Raw genomic sequence first — 21740 nt, forward strand, 5'->3', positions numbered from 1 at the left:
AAATGGAGAGGGAGGGAGAAAAGTGGCTGCACAGCGGCTCGGAACCCTGCTGGTCGCCGTACCCGGGCTGTCCGGCACCACCTATCCGCCGGGAACGACCGTGACTGTCCGCGGTCGCGGCGCGACGGTCGACGGCTTCGTCAACGGCGACTGGCTTCCTCTTTCGTGGTGGGAATTCTCCGACGGTCTTCGCGAGGACATCGCCGACCGTTGAGCATCGCCGCAGGCTGAGCGCACCTCCGGGTACCCGGCATCGAGTGCGCCGATCGCCGGCCGTCGAGACCTGCGCGCCGATCGTCGTCCCGTGACGCCGTGCGACTTGCCCATGGGTGTGTTGTGCTCGATGTGTGGACGGCCCGCGGCAGTGCCGCGGGCTTGCGACGGCGGTCCTTCCCCCCCACAGCCCGTCTCCGCGCAAGCGCGCGGAGGGGCTGTGAGAAGAGGAGCAGCGATGTCACACACGACGAAAGCGGCCCGGCACATGAGCGGTCTGCGAAACGCCCGCTACGGCGAGGTTCTGCTCATCTCACCCGGTGAGGGCGGCGGGCTCAAGGCGGCGGTCTACAACACCCTCGGTGTCAACGACTGTCCGCTGGACCAGTGGAACGCGCTCAACCCCCGTGAACTGGCGGATGAGTTCCAGGTGCCGATGGTGTTCCTGAACGGACCCCGCTACTGGACGATCGACGAGATCACGACATGGGACGAGAAGGGCGAGACGGAGACGTTCGGCGGGCTGCAGGCCCAGCGGGTGGCCGAAGTCAGCATTCCCGCCGGGGTCGACCCCCGCGGGAGCAAGAAGTTCTACGTCGACACCACGGTCAAACGGGACACGCGGTACATCCTGTCGGCCGGCAGGCCGGTGCACGCACTGCTCGCACCCGAGGGCCGGACCTATGTCCTGCAGGCGTACTCCCACACCGTGGACGACAGCCTGACGATGCGGTCCCTGGCCACGCTCGGTGAACGGCTGCAGCTCCCGCAGGGCTGGGAGTACCAGGTGTACACCCCGGCCGAGGACCTGTCCGTACGCACGGTCGCGGGAGAGGCACACGTCGTGCAGGACGAGCTGGAGAACACCTACATGCTGCTCACCCACTGAGTGCCGTCGACCCGACCGGGCGGCGTGCGGCTGCTCCGGGGCGGGCCCGTAGGGACGGGCTCAGGGCGCGGTGAAGAGCGTCGGGAAGCGGGGAGCGAGCCAGGGCTTGCGACCCCAGGCGAGTACGCCGCCCCGGGCCATGGCTGCCCAGGGGCCACGGCGGCCGAGCGCCATCAGGAGGAAGGCGACCGGCTCGGTGAGGATCGTGCAGTCCGAGGGGCCCGGCGGCTGCTGCACGGTCACCGCGCCGTCGGCGAAGGTCACACCGAAGCCGGCGCCGCCCCGCAGCCGGACCGTGTAGCGGGCGGTCAGCCCTGCCGTGGCGGCCGCGTCGGCGACCCTCGGCATGGCGACGATCAGGAAGGGCAGACAGAGCTCGACCCGGGCGCGGTCGATCATGTGCGGCCGTCCAAGCGCCCGGGCGAGATCGTAGCCGTGGCCGAGCATGTGCGTCAGCAGGTACGAGCCCAGTACGGCCGGGCTCATCGGCCCCAGTGGGGTGACCGGAGTCCACTCCGCCGCCCCGGGCCGGGCCACCGCCAGCAGGAAGGCCTCGGCCTGTTCCGTGATCATGTCGGCCAGCGGACCGGCTCCACGCTCGTCGAACGCGGCGAGCGCACGCTCGTTGGCCAGGGCGAGACTCTGCGGGGTGCCGTCCCCGTGGCTGCGCTCCTCGCCCGCCGCGACAGCGGCCATCAGCTCGTTCGCCTGCGCCAGGTGCGCTGCCGCCTCCCCGACGGTCCACTCCGACCCGGGCACGGGCGCACCGGTGTCGGTGGCCCCGCGCAGCAGGGCCGCGATCTCCCCGGCGGTGCCGCGTATCGCATCGGCGAGCCCCTCGGGCAGAACGGTCCGTGCCTCCTGCCACGTCACTGATTCCACGCCGCCGCTCCCCTCACGAGTGTCCAGGCATGATCCGGTCCCCGGCGGTCGTGGCCCGGCTCGCGCCGGACTTCTTCGCGGCGCTCGCCCGGGCGAGGTCGAACGCGGCGACCGGGTCGCCATTCTTGCTCCAGGGGGCAGCGCCGCACCAGGGGCCGATACGTCTGAACTGGTCCAGCGCCGCAGCGTGCAGACCGGCCCGGCCCAGGCGGAAGGCCAGCTTGTGGCGGAGCTGCGGCAGACGCTCGTGGCCGTCCGGGACCCGGTTCAGCGAGTCGGCCACGACGGCCAGCAGTGTCCGGGAGGACGAGGGGATGGTCGACGAGGCTTTCTCGAGCTCGTCGAGCGCGTGCAGGTACATGCCTGCGAGGGGACTGCCGGGCGGCGCGTACCGTACGGCGCGCTCCGCGAAGTCCAGCATCAGCTCGTCGGAGCCGAACCACTTGGCGCACCAGTACTGCAGAGCCTGCCAATGGCCGTCGTAGTGGTACGGGGCGCGCGCGACGAGTCCCTCCCACAGTGGGCGGAACTGCGCGCCGGAGTACTGGACGCCGCGGGCGGCGGTGACCATCACGACCCACGGTCCCGGGTTCAGCGGGTCGAGTTCCGCTGCGTGCTTCGCGGCGGTGATCGAAGCGGGAAGCAGCTCCCGGAACGTGTTCATCCGGTTGGTGGGGACCTTGTGCGCGTACTCCGTGCCGCGGATCTCCCAGGCCCGGTGCAGCAGCAGTTGGGCATGGAGGGTGGCGGCGTCGCAGTTGTCGGGCTGAGCCTCGCGCCAGCTGTTCAGCCATGCGTCCGATGCGTCGGCGATCTCCTGCAGCAACTCCGTCCGGGACCAGCGCTCGTCCCAGTCCTGGCCCGTGGCGTCCACATACGCGGCCGCAGGCCGCCAGTCGCCGTCCAGGGCCGCGTCCGCGACGGCCTGCATCTCCTTGTACCGATAGGGCGCCAAGGGCGGTCCGGCGCGCCGCGGATCGAGCTGTTCCCGGGGCACGAGTCCGTATTCGGCCGGTACGAACCTGGTGCGGGCCCAGCGCGCGAGGCGTGCAGGACCCAGGAGGATCCAGCCCAGCCAGGCGAAGAGAGCAGCGGTGATGACGGCAAGGATGATGGTCACGGCCGAGATCTTCCCCGGCGGTGCAAACGCTGAGCAACACCTTTGGCCATGGGTGTCCGTCGCGGGGACGGGCTGCCGCCGGCAGAGTCCCCGCCGCACTGCCCGCCCGGGTCCCGGGCATCGCCGACGCCCGGCGGAACGGGGCATCCCGTGCCGCTGCCTCAGAACTGGTCGGCCACACGATCCAGGTGCGGAAGGTGGTGGCCCATGCGTTCCCGCTTGGTGCGCAGATAGAAGATGTTCTCCTCGCGCGGCTGCGTGAGCAGCGGCACCTGCTCGCTGATCTCGATGCCGTGCTCCAGCAACGCCGCGCGCTTGAGCGGGTTGTTCGACAGCAGCCGTACGGATCGCACCCCGAGGTCGTGCAGGATCTCCGCGGCCACCCGGTAGTCGCGGGCGTCGGCCGGGAGTCCGAGAGCGAGGTTCGCCTCGACGGTGTCGAGTCCCTCCGCCTGCAACTGCATCGCCTGGAGCTTGGCCAACAGGCCTATTCCGCGGCCCTCGTGGCCCTGGAGATAGACGAGGACGCCGCGTCCCTCGCTCGCGATGGTGCGAAGCGCAGCGGACAACTGGTCCCCGCACTCGCAGTGCTTCGACCCGAAGGCATCTCCGGTCAGGCACTCGGAATGCAGCCGGGTAAGGGCGCCCTCGCCCTCGACATCCCCGTAAACCAAGGCTATTTGTTCCTCGCCGCGATTGCGGTCGAGGTAGCCGACAGCGAGGAAAACGCCGTGCTCGGTGGAGAGCCGGACACTTGCCACGCGTTCGACACCCGAGGTGCGGGAGGCGCTGTCGGGCTGGGCGTCATCGATATCTATCATGGCCTGATCCTATCGGGTAACCTCTGGTGACGGGCTGGAAATCGGCGAGAAAATCTCGACTGACCTGTTGGTTCATGATGTTCGACCAATAGGTCCACGGGACTTGCACAACCTGCTCTCATGGACGTGGATGAACGTCCGTCCGTGCGCGTCCAATTCGGGCCGCCCGGGCGGCCGTTTTCTTGTGGAACGAGGAAAGAAGGGTTCGGGGACATGGGTGGCCCACAACCGCGACTGCCGGCATTCGGTCTGCTGCCGCTGGACACGACGACGGAGGACGTGAGGGCCGGACGGGCCGCTGTGGCCGTCCTTCCCATCGGCAGCTTCGAGCAACATGGGCCGTTTCTCCCGCTGATGACCGACACGGTCATAGCCTGCGCGATCGCCCGGGAGATCGCTGCCGCCCATCCCGTTCACTGCCTCCCTCCCCTGACGATCTCCTGTTCGCACGAGCACGCCGCATGGCCGGGGACCGTCAGTATTTCCGCCGCGACCCTCCATGCCGTGGTGCGGGACATCGCCGAATCCCTCCGCCGCTCCGGAATCAATAGCCTGGTTCTGATCAATGGACACGGCGGAAACTATGTGCTGCGGAACGTTGTTCAGGAATCCGCCGGCAGTGGAACTCGCATGGCGCTTTTTCCCGGGTCGGCCGACTGGAATGCTGCACGGGACCGGGCCGGTGTCCAGACGTCCTCGCACAGCGATATGCATGCGGGAGAAGTGGAGACCTCCATCCTGTTGCACGACCATCCAGAACTGATCCGTCCCGGTTATGAAACCGCCGATTGTCTTGCCGATGACCGGGAGCACCTGTTGACCCTCGGTATGGGTGCCTATACGGAGACCGGCGTGATCGGGCGCCCGTCCCTCGCGTCGGCGGACAAGGGCAAGGAATTGCTGGCCGGCCTCGTGGACTCCTTCGCCGAATACCTCGCCCTGCTCACTCCGGCCGAGCCCCCGGTCCGTTCGTCCGACGTCGAGGACGCGGCGGGCTCGCCCGGGTCCGCCGACGCCCCGCGGGGAACGCGGTGACCGGCCGCGCCGCTGGGAGCGGCAGCGCCGGGCAGCACGCAGACGTGCTCGACGCAGCGGGAGCCTGGGAGCGGCTGCTCCGCATCCGGTCCGCGGCGGACGCCGGGGCCGCCGGGCTGCGCCGGGACACGGACGGCCGGCTCCGCTGGCCGGACGCCTCGCCCGGGGCCGACGTCCTCGCCGACCGCTATCTGCCGCTGTGCCTGGCCGGTCCGCGCTTCACGTTCGCGCAACTCGGGCAGAGCCTGGACGGTTTCATCGCGACCCGCACCGGCGACGCCGACTACGTCACCGGCGAGGAGGACCGCGAACATCTGCACCGGATGCGTGCGCTCGCCGACGCGGTGGTCGTCGGTGCCGGCACCGCCGTCGCCGACGATCCCCAGCTGACGGTCCGTGCCTGCGCCGGCGACAACCCGGTCCGCGTCGTGCTCGATCCGCACGGCCGCGTACCGCTCGGGCACCGTGTGTTCAGCGACGGAGCGGCGCCGACCCTGTGGGTGGTGGGCGCCGGCAGCGGTCGGGAGAAGGCCGTTTCGGGAAGGGACGGCGTCGATGTGCTGGTCCTGTCCGACCGTGAGGCATTCGCCCCCCGAAACCTGGTGAACGAGCTGGCGCGGCGCGGCCTGGGCCGCGTGCTGGTCGAGGGCGGCGGCGTCACCGTCTCGCGCTTCCTCCACACCGGCGCGCTGCACCGGCTGTACGTCACCGTGGCGCCGGTTCTGATCGGCGACGGCGTCCCGGGTCTCGCCTTCCACGGCCCGGAGTTGATGCGCGACGCACTCCGTCCGCCGGTGCGCCGCGCCGTACTCGGCGACGACACCCTCTTCGAGCTCGACCTCGGCACGCCGCAGCCCGGTGAGCCACTGGGCGACGAGCACAGCGATGCCGGGCAGGCTGGCGGCGAAGGCGAGGAGTCCGTAGACCACGGCGACGGTCAGCCCCTGTGACGCGCCGAGGCCCGCGGCTCCGAAGGCCCAGGCCGTGACTCCTTCCCTGGGCCCCCAGCCGCCGATGTTCAACGGCAGTGCCATCGCGAGCAGCGCCAGCACCATCAGAGGCAGCAACTCGGCCGCCGGCGCTGTGGATCCGGCGGCCCGGGCGGCGAGCAGGAACATGCCGAGATGTCCCGCCAGCACCACGACGGACGAGAGCAGCACACCGGGCCAACTGCGGCGGGACAGCAGTCCGGCGCGTGCCTCGGCCAGCGCGGCCCGGACTGCGCGGCTCCGGCGCGATGCGTCCGGCCTTCCGCGGAGCCGGAACGCACCGGCGATCACGAGGCCGCACAGTACGACGAGGACCGCCACGGCGCCCGGTGCCGTGGCGAGACGGTGCACGGCGTGACCGGCCTCCGCCAGCGCCGGTGAGGACTGCGTGAACAGCAGGGCCACACCGGCCGCGACCAGCACCACCTGGCCCGCGACCCGTTCGAGGACGACCGCGCGGACTCCCCGGCCGAGGTCACCGGCGCTCTGCCCGTGCCGCACCGCTCGGTGGACATCGCCGAGGACGCCGCCGGGCAGCGCCGCGTTCAGGAACAGAGCGCGGTAGTAGTCGCAGACGGCGCGGCCCATCGGCAGCCGGATGTTCAGGCCCCGGGCCACCAGGCACCAGCGCCACGCGCTCAGCACCGTGGTGAGCAGGCCGAGCCCGAGGGCGGCCAGGAAGGTGGGGCCGTCGATCCCGCGCAGGCCGTCCAGGAAGGCGCCGGTGCCCTGCCACCACAGCATCGCCACGAGGATGGCCGCTCCGGCGAGCATGCCGAGCCGGGCGCGGACCGCCCGGGCAGCCCGGCCCGCGCGTGCTGCCCGCACCCCCCGGCCCGCGAGGGCCGGCTGCGGGTTCATGACGCGCCGCCCGCCTGGCCGGGAAGGGCCAGCACATCGCTGTGGTGCACCACCACCCGCAGTTCGCCCGCCTCGCAGGCCGCCAGGCGCCGCTGCACGTACGCATCGGCCTGGGGTGCGAGGTCCGGCCGCTGTTCGCAGGCGGCGCCGACCCAGCCGCGCAGCCACTCCGCCACCAGCGCGGAGTCGATGGCGGAGTCGATCGCGGAACCGATCGCCGCACCGTCGGCCCGACCCGTCGAAGGGCCGGCCGCGGGCCCGAGCCGCCAGGGGCTCGGCTGCACCCTCACGTGCAGGCCCTGCCGTGCGAAGGCCACGGACGCCGCCGCGACGGCGTCGGGGCCCAGGAGTCGCCGGCCGCTGTCGACCCTGCGCTGGTGGGCGTTGAACGCTTCGGTGATCTCGGAATCCAGTGGGTCGGCCGGAGTGAGGTCGACCCGGCCCACCACGGAGAGTGCCAGCAGTGCCGGGCAGCCAGCTCCGGCGCAGGCCGCGGCGAGCCCGGCCAACTCCTCGCGGGTGAGCAGGTCCAGCAGGGCGGACGCCGTCACCAGCGAGGTGCCGGAGAGCACGTCGGCGGTCAGGTGCGCGATGTCACCGCGTTCCGTCGACACCGTGACCGGGCTGCCGTCGGCGGCCGTCCGGGGCATCTGCGCGGCGGCGAGTTCGAGCAGGTCCGGATCGTGGTCGTGCAGGATCCAGTGCTGGGGGCCGTTCAGCCGGGGGGCGAGCCAGCGCCCCATGGAACCGGTGCCGCAGCCGAGGTCGCGGATCACCAGCCCGGCATCGTGCCGTGTCGGGTCCGTGAGGTGCCGCTGCAGCGGGTCGAGGAGTTCGGGTGCGCGGGCACCGGCGTCGGCGCTCTCCCGCAGTGCGAGCCACTCGGGGGCGAAACGAGGTGCGTCGGTCGTCGTCATATGGTCCTCCGGGGTTGCTGCCGGAGTTGCTCCAGCACTTTGGCCAGATTCCGCGAGGTCGTCTCCCAGCCGGCCAGCGCGGTGCGCCGTCCTCGCGCGGCCAGCTTCGAACGGTGGCGTTCGCCGGGCTCGTTCAGCCAGTGGCGCAACGCCGCGGTGAGTGCCGCCGGGTCCTCCGGCGGTACGAGCACCCCCGGCACGCTCCCGTCCGGTGCCTGTCCGACCGCCTGCGGCAGTCCGCCGACGGCCGTTGCCAGGACGGGAACGCCTCGAGCGAGTGCCTCGGTCGCGGCCATGCCGTACGTCTCCGCGTGCGAGGCGAGCACCAGGAGGTCGGCGGCGGCGTAGCTCGCGTTCAGCTCGGCTCCGGTCCGGGGGCCCGCGAGCCGTATCCGGTCGCCGAGGCCGTACCCGTCGATCAGCTCCCGGAGCCGGGAGACAAAGCCGGGATCCTGGCCCAGACCGCCGACGAACTCACAGCTCCACGGCACGTCGGCGAGGGATGCCAGCGCCTCCACCAGGCGGTCCTGGCCCTTGCGCGGCGTCACCGACGCGACACAGAGCAGGCGCGGGGCGCCGGTGGTGCCGGACGACGAGCCCGGCGCCAGGGGAGCGATGTCGGATCCGGGTGCGGCCACATGGACCCTGGCCGGGTCGAGCCCGTGGTGGTCCACCAGCCTGCGGGCCGCCCAGTCGCTCGTCGCCACGACAGCCGCCACGGCCCGCAGGGTCCTGCGCTCCGCGGCATCAAGGGCCGCGGCCGTCTCCGGGGCAAGTCCTGTCTCGTCCCCCAGCGGCAGATGCAGCAGCACCACCAGCCGCAGCCGTTCCGCCTCGGGGGTGATGATCTCGGGGACCGGGCAGGCCACGAGTCCGTCGAGGACGACGATGGAGCCGTCCTGCGACTCCTCGAGTATTCGGGCCAGTTCCGTGCGTGCGGCGGCTCCGGGCTGCGGCCAGTCGCCCGCGACGGCGTGCTCGTCGACCTGCCAGCCGACCCGGGGCAGGTCCCGGCACACCCTGCGGTCGTAGGTGTTGCCGCCGCTCGGCGCCGCCGGATCCCCGACGCCGCCGGGCATCACCACACGCACCACACGCTCGGGCGTGCCGGTGGTGGCTTCGGGGTTCACGGAGCCGGCCTCCACGGAGCCCGCTCTCACAGATCCCGCTCGTAGCTCGCCCACGCGATGTGCGACTCGTGCAGGGTGACCGTGATGCCGGTCAGGCCGCGGGCACCCTCGCCCAGCGCCCCGGCGTACACCCGGTCGGCGAGACGATCGGCGATGACCTTGGCGAGGAACTCCGTCGAGGTGTTGACACCGGCGAATTCGGACTCGTCGTCCAGATTGCGGTAGTTGAACTCGCCGACGACACTGCCCAGTTCAGTCGTGGCGAGACCGATGTCGACGACGATGTTGTCGGAGTCCAGCTCGGTACGACGGAAGGTGGCGTCCACAAGGAACGTCGCTCCGTGCAGACGCTGTGCGGGTCCGAAGACCTCTCCGCGGAAGCTGTGAGCGATCATGAGGTGCTCGCGGACGGTGACGCTGAACAACGGCTGTGACCTCCAGGTCGGACGTGTCAGGCCGCTGGCGGCCCATGTCCTTCAGTACGGCCCGAGCGTACGGCGCGTTCAAAGGCCCAGGTCGTCAGTGTCCGGCCGGCGTACGCCGCGCCGTGGAGCCGCCGCCGGCCGTGTCGTACAGGACGCGATGGCACATTCCCGGTAGGTCGCCGGAGGCGATCCGGGGCATCACCGACGGAAGGTCCTCGAAGGCGCACTCACCGGTGATCAGGGCGTCGAAGACGGGGTCGGCGAGCAGTTCGAGCGAGAGTGCGAGCCGGTCGGCGAACGTCCGGCGGGAGCGCCGTGCCTCGGAGACCCGCCCCACCTGGCTGCCGCGCAGGACCAGTCGGCCGGAGTGGAAGGCCTCGCCCAGCGGCAGACGGATCCGTCGGTCGCCGTACCAGCTCAGCTCCAGCACCGTGCCCTCGGGCGCGAGGAGTTCCAGCGAGCGGGCGAGTCCGTCCTCGGTGGCGCTGGCGTGGACGGTGAGGTCACAGTCGCCCAGGGCGTCCTCGGGGAGTGCGAAGTCGACGCCGAGCGCCTTGGCGACGGTGGCACGGGCCGGTTCGGCATCGACCAGCTGCACGCGGACGCCGGGGTACCGGACGAGCAGGGCCGCGACGGAGCAGCCGATCATGCCGGCTCCGACGACGGCGATTCGGTCGCCCATCAGCGGCGCGGCGTCCCACAGGGCATTCACCGCGGTCTCCACCGTCCCGGCCAGAACGGCCCGTCCGGCGGGAACACTGTCCGGGACCGGGGTCACGGCGCCGGCGGGTACGACGTACCGGCTCTGGTGCGGGTACAGGCAGAACACCGTGCGGCCGACGAGGTGCCGCGGTCCCTCCTCGACCAGGCCGACGTTGAGGTAGCCGTACTTCACCGGCCCGGGGAACTCGCCGTCCTGGAACGGCGCCCGCATCGTGGTGCGCTGGTTCTCGGGTACGCCGCCGCGGAAGACGAGGCTCTCCGTGCCCCGGCTCACCCCGGAGTACAGGGTGCGCACCACGACATCGTCGCCCGACGGCTCCGGCAGGGAGACCTCGCGGATCTCGCCGCGTCCGGGTGAGCTCAGCCAGAAGGCGTGTGCAAAGCGTTCCATTGGCGATCTCCTGCTGAACGCTCGGGTGATGGTTCACGTTCTGATAGTCACGGGGCCGCACACGGTACGCGGCGCCCGGCGAATCTGTCACACGGCTGGAGGTGGTGCGTGGTGGCCCTGAGCGGGACATACGACATGAGGCTGGTGCGCCCGGAGACGGCCGCGGGGGCAGGCGCGCAGACACTCCTGCTGGTCCTTCTCGGCGCGCTGACCGGACTGGGGCCCGCCGGATGGCTGACGGGCCTGGTGTTCACGATTGCCACGTGGGCCGTGCTCACCCGCGCCCTGTACCGGTCATGGCCACGGCAGCCGTTCGGCCCTGCCAACGGAGTCACCCTGGCCCGCGCGACGCTCGTCGGGGGAGTGACGGCGCTGGTCGCGGACTCCTTCGTGAACCCGCCACCGGTCGCGGTTCTGGTGGCCCTCACCACGGTGGCACTGGTCCTCGACGCGGTCGACGGCCAAGTCGCCCGGCGCACCGGGACGGAGTCAGCCCTGGGTGCGCGCTTCGACATGGAGGTCGACGCCTTCCTCATCCTCGTGCTCAGCGTCTACGTCGCCATGTCGCTGGGCCCATGGGTGCTGCTGATCGGCGCCATGCGCTACGGCTTCGTCGCGGCGGCCCGGGTGCTGCCGTGGCTGCACGGACCGCTTCCTCCGAGCACCGCCCGCAAGACGGTGGCCGCGCTGCAGGGAATCGTCCTTCTCGTGGTCGCCGCCGCGATCGTCCCGCGCCCGGCGGCCCACGCCGTCGTCCTCGTCGCCCTGGCGCTGCTCGTCTGGTCCTTCGCCCGCGACATCAGGTGGCTGTGGCGCGTCAGGATCGATGAAGGCACGGCGGTGGTCCGCGAGCTGAGGCACGAGAGGGTCTGAGCGGCCCGAACACGGGTGGGGAGCCGGGCCGCTCGCGGGTGGCAGGTACGGGATCCCCGGCGCGCGGGTGACGCCCCGTCCGCAGCCCCCTCGGCGGTGACCTCCGGGCCGCCGGTTCCGGGAGGAGGCCGGAACATGCCTTCCACCCCGTCGGTCGCATGGAGCCCGTGGAGTCGGTGGAGTCCGCAGCGGCCGCCGTGCCGTGCCGTGTCGGGGCGCCGCGGCCACGGAGTCCGCAGCCGGCACAGCCCGTTCACGTGCCTCGTCCGTATGCCGGCACCGGCAGGGCCAACAGCCGTGCCGGTCGCGCGGGACAGGAATTCCGGGCCAGGGACATCGACCATGGCGAGCGCAGCCGACGGACCGGCCGGTTGACGGGGGAGAGCGCGGCTGCACCCGGCTGAACCCGGGACCGACGGGCCCGCTTCGGCGAGCGGGCGCCCACGCCGGCCCGCCTCGGCGAGCGGGCGCCCATGCGTTGCAGCAACCCCGGCTCTGCCCGAGGCGACGTCACGATCAACGCCCGCCGTGACCGGTGGAGCGGGTCGGTGATTCATCCGTTGCCCGACCGGCGCCGCGCCACGGCCAGGAGGCGGCAACCACTCCGCCGGCACCGGCACCGGCAGCCCGCGGCCCGGCGCGTCAACGGGAGCGCGGAGCGGCAGCGGGTGCCGGTGCCCGTTGCGGACCGTAGGCGGTCAGAAAGCGGTCGCGGAAGGTGTCCATGCGCCAGACCGGGGCCTTCGGGCCGGGCTTCAGCCCCTCGTGCCAGCCCCACCCGGAGATCTGGTCCAGCACGGTCTTGTCGTGGGCGACGATCGCGATCGGTACGTCCCTGCCGAGCCTGCCGTCCGTGACGGTCGACACGGGCTGATGGTCGCCGAGGAAGACGAGCACGGTGTTGTCGTCGCCGTACCTCTCCACGTACGAGATGAGGCTGTTCAACGAGTACTCGATGGCGCGCCGGTACTCGGTGCGCACCTGGGCCGGGTCCTCCCACACCTCCCCGGGGTCCTTGCCCTCCTCCTTGATGGCGTCGTAGACCGAGCCGTCACCGATCTCGTCCCAGCCGATCATTCTGGGTATGGGCGCCCAGGGATTGTGGCTGGAGGCGAGAATGATCTCCGCCATCATGGGCTTGTGGCCCCGCTTGCCGTGCTCCAGACGCTGGAACGCCGAAAGGCTGAACTGGTCGGGCACCGGCGTCCAGCTGAACTTCGGCCCCTTGTAGCCGAGCTGCCGGGAGTCGTAGACGTTGTCGAGACCGTAGAACTTCCCCTCCGGCCAGGAACGGGTGACGCCCGGCATGACACCGACCGTCCGCCAGGCTCCCGTGCGCCGGAAGGCCTCGGTGAGGGTCATGCGGTCGCCCGACGTGAGGGTCTCGTAACGCCGCTGGTTCTTGATCCAGAGCCCCGAGTTGAAGGTGGAGTGGGCCAGCCAGCTGCCGCCGCCGTACGTCGGGGACGTGAGGAAGGCGCTGCGCGAGGAGAAGCCGGCCGCCCGCAGCCGCTCGGTGCCGTCCGCGAGCACCGCACCGACCTGCGACGCCATCTCCGGATCCTGGACCGCACTGCGTCCGTAGCTCTCGATGAACGTGAAGATGACGTCCTTGCCGCGCAGTTTGGTCAGCAGCTGGTCCGACGGGGTGCCGCGGAAGGCGTCGACGGCGGATTCCTCGGCGAACGCCTGGCTGTCCTCCAGACTCGCCCTCACCAGCTGCACGCTGCTCTGCGCATAGCGGGCCGTGGTCCGGGAAGCGACCGGCACCCCGGCGAGCTGTGCGCCCAGCGCCGCGCAGGTGATCCAGACGGTCCCGAGGACGAGGACGCCGCGGGTCGCAACGGCGCGGTGCCGGTCCATGAGCCGGCTCAGCCGTACGACCGCCAGGGCCATGAGAACGAGCAGCGCGACGACGAGGAGCACGACCGCGATCACCGCTCCGATCGCCCCCGCACGGCCGACGGAGTCCCCGAGGAAGGACAGGGCGTCGTCGAGCAGGACCCAGTCGAAGAGCAGGTCGAACGGTCGGTCCAGCACCGAGTGGAAGCCCATGTCGAGGCACTTCAGGATGGTCAGCAGCCCCAGACCCGCCCCGGCGGCCGCCGCGACCGCCCGCCTCGCTGCCCTGGGCCGCAGCACGAGCAGCAAGGCGGTGCCGAAGATGGCCTCCACCGGAATGCGGACGAAAGCACCGGGTGTGAGGCGGGAGAGTTCGTTCGGCATCAGCAGCGCGAAGAGGACGAGCAGTGCGGCAAGGCCGGTGGCTCCCTGCGCCACGGCCCGGGCGGCTTCCGGGTGTCTGCTGCGCAGGCTGCCCCTCACGGCTCCGTCCGGATCGGTACCGGTACCGGCCGGCCCCTGCTCAGGGGAGCCGTCCGTGGTCCGTACCTCCTCCGTGGTTGCGTTGTCCGTATCGGGCAGCTGGCGAGAGCGCGTCCAGAGCGACACCCAATGGTCCTTCCGTGCGAGGCCCTGTGGTGTACGGCAGCCCCGGGCCCGGGGCTCGGGCCGCCAGTCATCTGTACGGCTCATCGGCGGTTTCGATTCAAGCACCGGGCCCCTCCGTGCGCGGGTCCCGGGGGTGGGTGGGGGCGAACTGGTGGGCTAAGCCTCGGTGGCCGATGAGAAGTTGTGCGCACGGATCGGCGGATGGCACTGTGTCGTAGATCACTGCGACAGGGAGAACAGGGCACCCATGCGACGCTCAACCACACTGACTGCCGCGACCGTTGCAGCAGCTGCGGCCATAGCGACCCTCACGACGCCGGCCCAGGGGGCGCCCGACAGGAGCTTCTCCATCGAGTGCGAGGACAAGGCGGGGACCTTCCGGGCCGGGGCGACCTTCAGCGGGAGCGGGGGACCCACCGACCGGTACGAGATCCGGATCTGGACCCTGGACAGGATGAACGACGGGTACGCCCCCCGGGTCCGTCTGCAGTCGCGCAACAAGGACGGGTCGTTCACCCATTACTCCTGGCGCACGGGTGAACAGGGCACGAATGTCCTGAGCGCCTGGGACACCCACCTCCAGCAGCCCAAAGGACTGTCCACGGTCCATCTGGAGGCCCACACCGTCGACGGCGACGCGAACTACCGCTGCGGGGACCACTTCCCGAAGTAGCCGATGCCGCTCGGGCCCCCGGCCGTCAGGCGAGGCGGTTGAGCGGTGGGCACTCCCAGGTCGCGTCGAGCACCTCGGGACGTGGGCGGTACATGCGCAGGATCACGAACCAGACGCCCTGCTCCGGCGTCGGCAACCAGTTCGGCTCCCGGTCGTCACCCGGTGACCGGGGCTGGAGGTGGAGGGTCAGGCCGTCGTCGGGGTCCCTGATCAGACCGGAGGTGCGGTCCCCGACGGAATAGCGGCGTGCCGCGTTGGGGACCAGGTTCATGTCCTCGCCGTAGACGGTCAGCGACCAGAACCCCTCGACCGGTGGCAGGTCGCCGGGTTCGAAGCGGAGCTCGTAGCGTCCCGAGGAGAGCGTGTCGCCGTTCGCGTCGTCGTAGTTCATCAAGTAGACCGCCTCGGCCGGATCGTTGGCGGCGATGCCGGCCAGCGACTGGTCCGCTGCACGTTTGATGAAGTCGTCACCGAAGCGCCCCATCTCTGCCGGGGGATACCGCCAGCCGTTCACCAGACGGGCCCATTCGCCGCTGAGCATCTGCTCCCTGAGCAAGGGCACTCCGGTGGTCGCGGCCCGGATCAGGCTCTGCTTGACGGCCTCGGGCTGGGCCTCGACGTCGAGGCCGGGGCCGATACCGATGCCCGCGAACTGCTGCAGCAGGACGTCGTGGTGCCGTGGTGGCGGATTCTCGGCCAGCATGGCGTTCAGCGTCTTCCAGGGGCCGAGAGGATCCTCCGCGGGGTCGATCGGTACGAGCACGTCACGGCGTTCCGGGAGCTCGGCCTCGTCGGCTCCCAACCGATGGAGCGGGGTCAGTGTGTACTGCTGTTGCAGGGCGCGGACGTTCGGCACGTCGTCGTCGCCGTCGACGAGGGTCCTGCCGAGGATCAGGATCCAGGGGCTGGTGGCGGTCGCCGTGCGGCGCACCCCGCTGGGCAACTCCCCTTGCCAGTGCGGGCCCACGATGGCGAACCGGCCGGCATCGGGCCCCGTGGTGCGCTGTCCGACATAGTCGAAGTTGTCGGAGGTGATGCCGATCAGCTCGAAGGTGAAGTACCGCTCGCCCATGTCGGGGTGGGAGAGGATGACCGGGCCGTCGCGCAGATCGACCCACGCGGTCGAGTACAGGGTGTCGTTGTTGGGGCACCCCCCGTCGCGGTAGTCGGCATCCATCAGCCGCTGCGCATGCCAGAACCGGTTCACGGCTGCGTACGGGACGGTCTCGGGGTCGCGCTCCTCGGTCACCCACTGGTGGCGGAGCCGGGCGTTGTAGATGTACGGGAAGCCGTAGACGAACGCCTGCTCACCCAGCGTGTACGCGTACTCTCCGCGCCAGTCCCCCACCCGCCCCGTCAGGACGGGTCTCATCGCCTGCCAGAGCATCGGAACGGTCAGAGGCACCTTGCGCGCGCGTTCGACCACTGCTCCCGGATGCCGGACGGCACTCACCGCAGCCCTGCCCGTGGTCGTTGCCGCCTGGCCCACGGCAGTTGCCACTTCCACGACATCGTCCCGGAAGCGATGAAGCGAGCCGTTGCCCGGTGCTTCGGAGTTCATCGCGCACGTCCTCTCCCAGTGATCGCGCAAGCACAGCGTCCCTGCGTACGGGCTGGGCGGATCACACCGGCCGGCAGCGCCTCGTCCAGAGAGAGGGGTCGCACCGCGCGCCGTGCATAGTCACTTGGGGCTCCTGCCGGGGTGCTGCCCGGCACCGGACCCCTTCCACTCGAGTACAGCACCGGCCATGGACACCAGCAACCGCGTCCGTACGGTCGAGTCGTCGGGTGATCCAACCGGTTCCCCGCCGAGGGGCGGAGCGGACGGGGGCCGAGCAGTCGGCGGACATGAGCCGACGACAGGCCGGGCCCGGCCTGTCGTCGCACCCGTCGACGTTTCAGACCGTCACGGGCAGGGGCTCGGTCGCCGGGGGAGCGGGTTCCGGGACGGTGCGTGCCACACGGAACCGTCGGCTCAGACTCACGACCACCCATGCGTACAGCGGCAACACGATGGCGTCGGCCACCAGCAGCGGCCAGAGGGAATCGGCTGCACTGCTGTCGACGGTGGAGCTCAGCCCGTCCACGTAGGTGGCGGAGAGAAGGAAGACGACGAGATTGTTGACCACGTGGAAGGCGATGGCCGCCTCCAGACCGCCGGTACGGAACACCAGCACGCCGAGGACGAAACCGAACAGGACCAGATCGACGAAGCCCCACGGCGTGCCCAGCCCGTGGGCCAGGGCGAACAGCAGACTCCCCACCACGGTGCCGACCCACGGGGTGCGCAGGTAGCAACCGAAGATCTGGGGGATCCAGCCGCGGAAGAAGTACTCCTCGGCGGCGGCCTGGACCGGGACCAGCAGGACGAGTACCGCGGCGCTGATCAGGAACGAGGGCCAGCCGGCCCAGGCACCGGACGTCGAGTCGGCCGCCACCGTGCCGGCCCCGGATGCGGCGTCGAGGACGGATGTCAGCCCGAGCAGCAGGATGACTGCGGGCACGGCCACGGCCGTGCAGACCAGGAGCCAACGCCAGCGCAGCCGCCCGGTCACCGAGGACAGGGTGCCGGCCCGCCGGCGTTGCACCAGCCGAGCGGTGAGCAGCAGCACCGGGAGCATCACCCCGATGATGATCAGCCCGGTGGCGTTTTCCCACAGGGGATCGGCGAAAAGCAGGTCGCCCTTCCCCTCCTCGACCCCTGCCGTCACGGCCACCAGGAACAGTCCGATCACCACGGCGACCGTGACCAGCCACCAGCCGACCACGGAGACCAGCATCGCCAGCAGAGGACGCCACCAGCGGCACGGCTCGATCCGCGCCAGTCGGTGATACGGCGTGCCGGCCGGAGGAGCGGTCACCGCCGGGTCGGGCGGGGGCGCCAGGCCGCCCGGCGGGGGTGTCGGCGCGTCTTGACGGGCGACTGCGACGCCCTGTGCGACTTCCTGAACATTGGTGTACGTGCTCATGATTTCCACCTGCATTTCGTCCATCAGTTTCAGAAATGAAGAAGTTCGTGACGGCTGGGTGATTTGCTGCCGCGGGTTGTCTGCTTTATGGGAACCCGTACCTCCATTGAGCCCGAAGAGTAGAATCGCGTCATGCCCCTGAATTGCGTGACAGGGGAACTCGGGGCTTGACGGGTGGTAGTGGTCCTGCTAGGTCCGCTGTTCATACAAAAAAGTCCGCGGTCCGGCCGGGTGGATTCACCACCGGCCGGACCGCGAACTCGATCGGGCTGTCTGCGGGCGTCAGGGCCTAGTCTTCGCCGCCGCCGCCGCCGCCGCCGCCGCCGCCGCCGCCGCCGCCGCCGCCGCCACCGCCGCCGCCGCCGCCGCCGCCACCGCCGCCGCCGCCGCCCCCACCGCCGCCCCCGCCGCCGCCCCCGCCACCGCCGCCGCCGCCGCCGCCCCCACCGCCGCCGCCGCCGCCGCCGCCGCCGCCGCCGCCACCGTCGTCGTTGCCGCCGCCGCCCCCACCGGCGCCGCCGCCGCCCCCACCGCCGCCGCCGCCGCCCCCACCGCCGCCGCCGCCGCCCCCACCGCCGCCGCCGCCCCCGCCGCCGCCGCCACCGCCGCCGCCGCCGCCGCCCCCACCGCCGCCGCCACCGCCGCCGCCTCCACCGCCGCGGTTGTTCTTGGCCTTCTTGTTCTTCTTGTGGTTGTCCTTCTTGTGGTTGTCCTTGTTGTGGTTCGCGACGTCAGACACGACGCTCGCAGCGGACGAGGCAGGCATCGGGGTCGCCATCGCCGTCGATGCCGGGAGGACGGTGCCACCGGTGATCACAGCCGCCGAGGCGAAGATCATCGCGAGGCGGTAGCGCCGTCGATGGGTGTGCTTCTCCTCGTGGCTGTGATCGTCGTCGTGGGTGAAGATATTGCGAGTCATGGGTCCTTCTCCTTCGATGTAAAAGGGAATGCTCAGCATGTCCCGGAAAGTCGGGTATTCTGGTCGGCGGATCGGCTGCGCCGGAGCCGCCTATGGGAAAAACTTGCGGTTCGGTCAAAGGCGATGATCCTCGCCGAGGAACTCCGCCACCGTGCGCCTCATTTCCCTTTCGGTGAGGCCCGCACTTCAATTAGGCCCGGTCGGCAGGGTGTGGTCATGCTCCGAAGAATCGGGACTTGACGACGCCGACGACATTGGGTATCGGGGCCCCAGCGGCCGGCGTATCGCATATCCCTCTCGATGCGGAGGCGCAGGGCTTGCGGCCCCGACGGCCCGCAGCGCAATCCGTGGGGAGCGACCGAACGGCCCTGCCCACCCGGCCCACGCGGCATGGGGCCGACACGGAGCCGAGGAGCGTTCGTTCCATCGGGCGGGAAAGGGGGGCCTGCTTCGGAGACGGAGCCGTACCGTCAGAACGGCCGGTGTTCGCCGACCGGAGTGGCTACGGTCGCCGCCTGCTCCGACGCACATGGAGGAATCCACCGGCTGCGGTCGCGGTGAGAGCCACGGCCACGCCCGCCAGGATCAGTGTGGAGGTTCCTGTGCCACCGGCTCGGCTGCGGGAGCACCCGTGGCCTCTCTTCTGCCGCGGGCACTGGCGCAGTACGAGCGGCGGCCGGGATCCACACCCGCCGTAACCGTCAGCGTCGTCCACCCGACCCCGTACTTCTCCTGAGCCTCTCTGGCCCGGCCTCCGGTCATCTTCACGGTGTAGTCGCCAGGTGGGATTCCGCAGCGCACCCGCGCCTTCCCGTGCGAGTAGAACCTTCCCTGCCTGATCTCCACCGGTGCGGCGAACGCCGGTGATTCGAGTGTGATGAATGCGCCCTCGTTGTCCTCGTCCGCGAAGACGAACGTGTCCTCCGTCGCGGAGACGGCGATCTCGGCCCCGCGCGGGGCGGGCCGGTCTCCGTTGACTGCAAGGCCTGATCCATCGACAGCCGCCGAAGGCGAAGCCGCGAGCGCGAGCACGACCGAGGTCAGGGCCATGAGTGTGCCGGTGCGTCGGAAGGGCATGGCCGGCTCGCCTCCGCTCATGTGGCCCGACAGGCTTCGCGCGCGGCGGGTTCCCCCGGCTGCCCGGCTCGGGGGCACTGTGCCGCGCTCCGCACGCCGCAGTTGCACAAACGGCTGCCGGATGCCGCGTACACGGTTCACACCCGGACCGTCAGAACGCCGCTGATCCGGCAGTGTCGGTAGGGCAGTTGAGCATGGCACGCATGAATCCCCCTGTGTCACGGGCGCCTCCGTGGGTCGGACGGAAGAGCCGGCCTCGGTGGTCATCCGAGTCGATCGATACGTATGGGCAACGGCGTTCTCCCGCAATCAAGTTGTGACGCCGTCCACGACGGCCCGTATGTCCGACCGCCGTATGTCCGACCGCCCGGCACCATATCCGTGCAACGGAGTTCGCCGGCATCGTGGACGCCCACGACGACCCGGGCCGGTATCTCTGGAGAAGGCGGGCACAGCCGCCCGTGTGCGGAAGCACTCGGCACAGTCCGGTCCGCGGTCGGCGTTGTCCCTGCCGACGGCTCTTGACCGCCGTCGTCGGAGTGACGGTGCGTACTGGTGCGGAACGCATCACCAGCACGTCGTGCGGCGAGTGCGGGGAGGGAACAAAAGGGAGATCGGTCCCAGGCGCAGCTGTGCGAGAAGCCGTGGTGCGAGAAGCCTTGCATCCCCGTCCCGCCAACGCTTCGTCATCACCGCGGTGGAGCAGAGGGCTGAGCCGTGTTCACCCGGTCACACAACGTCCGACCGAGGGGTGGTTGTCGGACGACGGGCCGTTCGCCGCCGGCCGGAACCGTGCCGATTCCGCGGTGCGCGTGGTGTCCACGGTGAGGTGGAGGCGCGTTCCCCCCTCGGGGTCTGCGGGGTAACTGCGCTGCTCGGTCGCAGCAAAGCAGCGGCGGAGCACCTCCGCGACCGTCCGGGCAACCTCGGGCGTCGCCGCGACGATTCGGACCTCGGCATGCCCGTCGACAGGCACCTGCTCATGGTCCGTGGCGCCACCTCCTTGAGCATCGCACGCCGGGCGGCATGACGATTCCGGCGCCGCATGCGGAGGCGTATGCCTGGGAATTGTTGTCATGACACGGTCCCGTTCCTGGGCGTGATTCCTCTGCCGAGTGGTTGCTCGCCGAGAACGACACCGCCGAAGCTGCGAATGCGCGGAATATTCTCGTCGTCTCATGGTGCCCCGCGGCCTGGATGCAGACGATCCGAAATCGAGGCGTGGCGTAGTGAGAACGCCGGTGCGACAGGCATACAGCCCGACTGATGGGGCAGGCGTGCCGCCCGCCCAATAGGCAGGCCAATTCGGCTCCGAGAGATCTCGTACGAAGTGTGCGCCGAGGCTGCCGTGTCCGGGTATTGCACCGAAGCCGGCCCTTGCAGCCGGCGGGATTTTCTGTCGACGGGTCGGTCGGCGGCACGCATCACGATCCCCCGGGAAGTTCCTCCGCGAGCTCCGTGCTTGCTCCTGCCGACGCCCCCGTGCGGTCCATGACCGGTCGCGGGGGCAAGGGCGAGGGCCCGTACCCCCAGGGGTACGGGCCCTGCGCACAGCGTTCCGACGTCAGGCGGGGAGGATGTTCTCCGCCTGCGGGCCCTTCGGACCCTGGGTGACGTCGAAGGTCACCTTCTGGCCTTCCTGCAGCTCACGGAAGCCCTGGGTGGCGATGTTCGAGTAGTGGGCGAAGACGTCGGCGCCGCCGCCGTCCTGTGCAATGAAGCCGAAGCCCTTTTCCGCGTTGAACCACTTCACGGTGCCAGTAGCCATACTGATTTCCTTAAAAATAGGGGCAGTGCTGGAAATTCGCCGTGTGCGAATTTCCGGTCGCCGCAATGACCCCACCCGGATGGACCGGAAAAACGAAAACACGCACCTGACGGTCACAACACGTCAGGTGCGCCTAAGTTCATGGGTACCACAACTGCAACTACAAACAAGGTAGCACGGATCTTTCCGCCGCGTCGGATTCACTGAGAATTTTTTGAAGACGTGTGCGGCTACCCGCTCGGGTCTGCGGTGTGCGACCCTGGCAGCACTCGCACGTCTCCTTCTCTCCCTGTTGAGGGCATATGCGCTGCATCATCGCCGGTTATCCCTTCGATCTCACCGCAGGCGAGGTGGAGCAGAGGATGAGCGGTATCGCGCCTGAACCCGTCGTGGGAGAGTGCGTCGTCATCGGACGGCGCAGCTACCCGGTCAAGCAGGTGGGAGCCGCGATCACGGGTCAGGACCGCCGTGACTTCACCGCTGCCGAGGTCACCCGCGCGATGAAGCGCCTGGGATTCACCTGCCGTACGGGCGCCTGAACAGCGTGTCGTCGTGCGCCCACCGGGGATCACGGGACAGCCCGTAGGTCCACCCGCCCATGGGTGTACGGGGGA

General features: G+C 70.5%; 21 protein-coding genes and 1 pseudogene. 7 read left to right on the plus strand and 15 right to left on the minus strand.

Translation table 11 applies throughout. The features are described 5' to 3' along the window. The first annotated feature begins 22 nt into the window (after positions 1-22). Both AC068D_RS09970 and AC068D_RS09975 read left to right on the plus strand, forming a co-directional pair. Entirely contained in the window at positions 23-214 is a 192-nt protein-coding gene (locus tag AC068D_RS09970) for a hypothetical protein (protein ID WP_030858776.1), read from the plus strand. 237 nt (positions 215-451) lie between these two features. Further along, entirely contained in the window at positions 452-1102 is a 651-nt protein-coding gene (locus AC068D_RS09975) for a hypothetical protein (RefSeq protein WP_478822463.1), read from the plus strand. Between the two features lie 60 nt (positions 1103-1162). On the opposite strand, the gene AC068D_RS09980 is transcribed toward AC068D_RS09975, so the two are convergent. From AC068D_RS09980 to ribA, 3 genes are all read right to left on the minus strand, one after another. Further along, entirely contained in the window at positions 1163-1984 is an 822-nt protein-coding gene (locus AC068D_RS09980; protein WP_478822464.1) for a maleylpyruvate isomerase family mycothiol-dependent enzyme, read from the minus strand. A gap of 13 nt (positions 1985-1997) precedes the next feature. Beyond that, positions 1998-3104: a hypothetical protein gene (locus tag AC068D_RS09985; RefSeq protein ID WP_478822465.1), complete on the minus strand. Its 1107-nt coding sequence runs from the start codon at positions 3102-3104 to the stop codon at positions 1998-2000. A gap of 161 nt (positions 3105-3265) precedes the next feature. Beyond that, complete coding sequence (gene ribA / locus AC068D_RS09990) at positions 3266-3925, minus strand: GTP cyclohydrolase II (RefSeq protein WP_478822466.1); 660 nt, start codon at positions 3923-3925, stop codon at positions 3266-3268. Positions 3926-4138: 213 nt separating this feature from the next. Here ribA and AC068D_RS09995 point away from each other — a divergent pair, with 213 nt between their 5' ends. Beyond that, on the plus strand, positions 4139-4960 hold the full coding sequence (locus AC068D_RS09995; protein WP_478822621.1) for a creatininase family protein: 822 nt from the start codon (positions 4139-4141) through the stop codon (positions 4958-4960). Between the two features lie 44 nt (positions 4961-5004). Beyond that, complete coding sequence (locus AC068D_RS10000) at positions 5005-5910, plus strand: RibD family protein (protein ID WP_478822622.1); 906 nt, start codon at positions 5005-5007, stop codon at positions 5908-5910. Here the strand turns inward: AC068D_RS10000 and AC068D_RS10005 are convergent. The 5 genes and pseudogenes from AC068D_RS10005 to AC068D_RS10025 form a co-directional block, all read right to left on the minus strand. Beyond that, positions 5809-6810 (minus strand): annotated as a pseudogene (locus tag AC068D_RS10005) (lysylphosphatidylglycerol synthase transmembrane domain-containing protein); the annotation flags it as partial. The gene AC068D_RS10000 and the pseudogene AC068D_RS10005 sit on opposite strands and share 102 nt — an antisense overlap. Then, positions 6807-7727 (minus strand): methyltransferase domain-containing protein, encoded by a 921-nt coding sequence (locus AC068D_RS10010; protein WP_478822467.1) that lies wholly within the window; start codon positions 7725-7727, stop codon positions 6807-6809. The pseudogene AC068D_RS10005 and the gene AC068D_RS10010, both read right to left, overlap by 4 nt. Next, positions 7724-8806, minus strand: coding sequence for a glycosyltransferase family 4 protein (locus tag AC068D_RS10015; protein ID WP_478822623.1), 1083 nt, complete (start codon positions 8804-8806; stop codon positions 7724-7726). The genes AC068D_RS10010 and AC068D_RS10015 overlap by 4 nt, the downstream gene beginning before the upstream one ends. 77 nt (positions 8807-8883) lie before the next feature. Beyond that, positions 8884-9282, minus strand: a complete 399-nt coding sequence (locus AC068D_RS10020) for a 6-pyruvoyl trahydropterin synthase family protein (protein WP_478822468.1) — start codon at positions 9280-9282, stop codon at positions 8884-8886. A gap of 94 nt (positions 9283-9376) precedes the next feature. Next, the gene (locus AC068D_RS10025; RefSeq protein WP_478822469.1) at positions 9377-10396 is read right to left on the minus strand and encodes a zinc-dependent alcohol dehydrogenase; all 1020 of its coding nucleotides are present in this window, start codon (positions 10394-10396) and stop codon (positions 9377-9379) included. Between the two features lie 111 nt (positions 10397-10507). Between AC068D_RS10025 and AC068D_RS10030 the strand changes: the two genes are divergently transcribed. Continuing rightward, positions 10508-11269: a CDP-alcohol phosphatidyltransferase family protein gene (locus tag AC068D_RS10030; RefSeq protein WP_478822470.1), complete on the plus strand. Its 762-nt coding sequence runs from the start codon at positions 10508-10510 to the stop codon at positions 11267-11269. Between the two features lie 642 nt (positions 11270-11911). On the opposite strand, the gene AC068D_RS10035 is transcribed toward AC068D_RS10030, so the two are convergent. Beyond that, on the minus strand, positions 11912-13720 hold the full coding sequence (locus AC068D_RS10035; RefSeq protein ID WP_478822471.1) for an alkaline phosphatase family protein: 1809 nt from the start codon (positions 13718-13720) through the stop codon (positions 11912-11914). 247 nt (positions 13721-13967) lie between these two features. Here AC068D_RS10035 and AC068D_RS10040 point away from each other — a divergent pair, with 247 nt between their 5' ends. Further along, positions 13968-14393, plus strand: coding sequence for a hypothetical protein (locus AC068D_RS10040; protein ID WP_478822472.1), 426 nt, complete (start codon positions 13968-13970; stop codon positions 14391-14393). A gap of 25 nt (positions 14394-14418) precedes the next feature. On the opposite strand, the gene AC068D_RS10045 is transcribed toward AC068D_RS10040, so the two are convergent. The 6 genes from AC068D_RS10045 to AC068D_RS10070 form a co-directional block, all read right to left on the minus strand. Next, positions 14419-15954 carry a DUF1254 domain-containing protein gene (locus tag AC068D_RS10045; protein WP_478822473.1) on the minus strand — a complete coding sequence of 512 codons (1536 nt, stop codon included), beginning with the start codon at positions 15952-15954 and terminating at the stop codon, positions 14419-14421. 337 nt (positions 15955-16291) lie between these two features. Then, the gene (locus AC068D_RS10050; RefSeq protein ID WP_478822474.1) at positions 16292-17362 is read right to left on the minus strand and encodes a lysostaphin resistance A-like protein; all 1071 of its coding nucleotides are present in this window, start codon (positions 17360-17362) and stop codon (positions 16292-16294) included. A gap of 289 nt (positions 17363-17651) precedes the next feature. After that, entirely contained in the window at positions 17652-18281 is a 630-nt protein-coding gene (locus AC068D_RS10055; protein WP_478822475.1) for a hypothetical protein, read from the minus strand. Between the two features lie 585 nt (positions 18282-18866). Beyond that, entirely contained in the window at positions 18867-19358 is a 492-nt protein-coding gene (locus AC068D_RS10060; RefSeq protein WP_478822476.1) for a hypothetical protein, read from the minus strand. Between the two features lie 721 nt (positions 19359-20079). Continuing rightward, positions 20080-20334, minus strand: coding sequence for a hypothetical protein (locus AC068D_RS10065; protein WP_478822477.1), 255 nt, complete (start codon positions 20332-20334; stop codon positions 20080-20082). Positions 20335-20922: 588 nt separating this feature from the next. Then, entirely contained in the window at positions 20923-21126 is a 204-nt protein-coding gene (locus AC068D_RS10070) for a cold-shock protein (protein WP_478822478.1), read from the minus strand. 302 nt (positions 21127-21428) lie between these two features. Here AC068D_RS10070 and AC068D_RS10075 point away from each other — a divergent pair, with 302 nt between their 5' ends. Continuing rightward, positions 21429-21665, plus strand: a complete 237-nt coding sequence (locus AC068D_RS10075) for an SCO5918 family protein (protein ID WP_478822479.1) — start codon at positions 21429-21431, stop codon at positions 21663-21665. Positions 21666-21740: the final 75 nt, after the last annotated feature.

Source organism: Streptomyces sp. NPDC043861 (genome assembly GCF_056435905.1).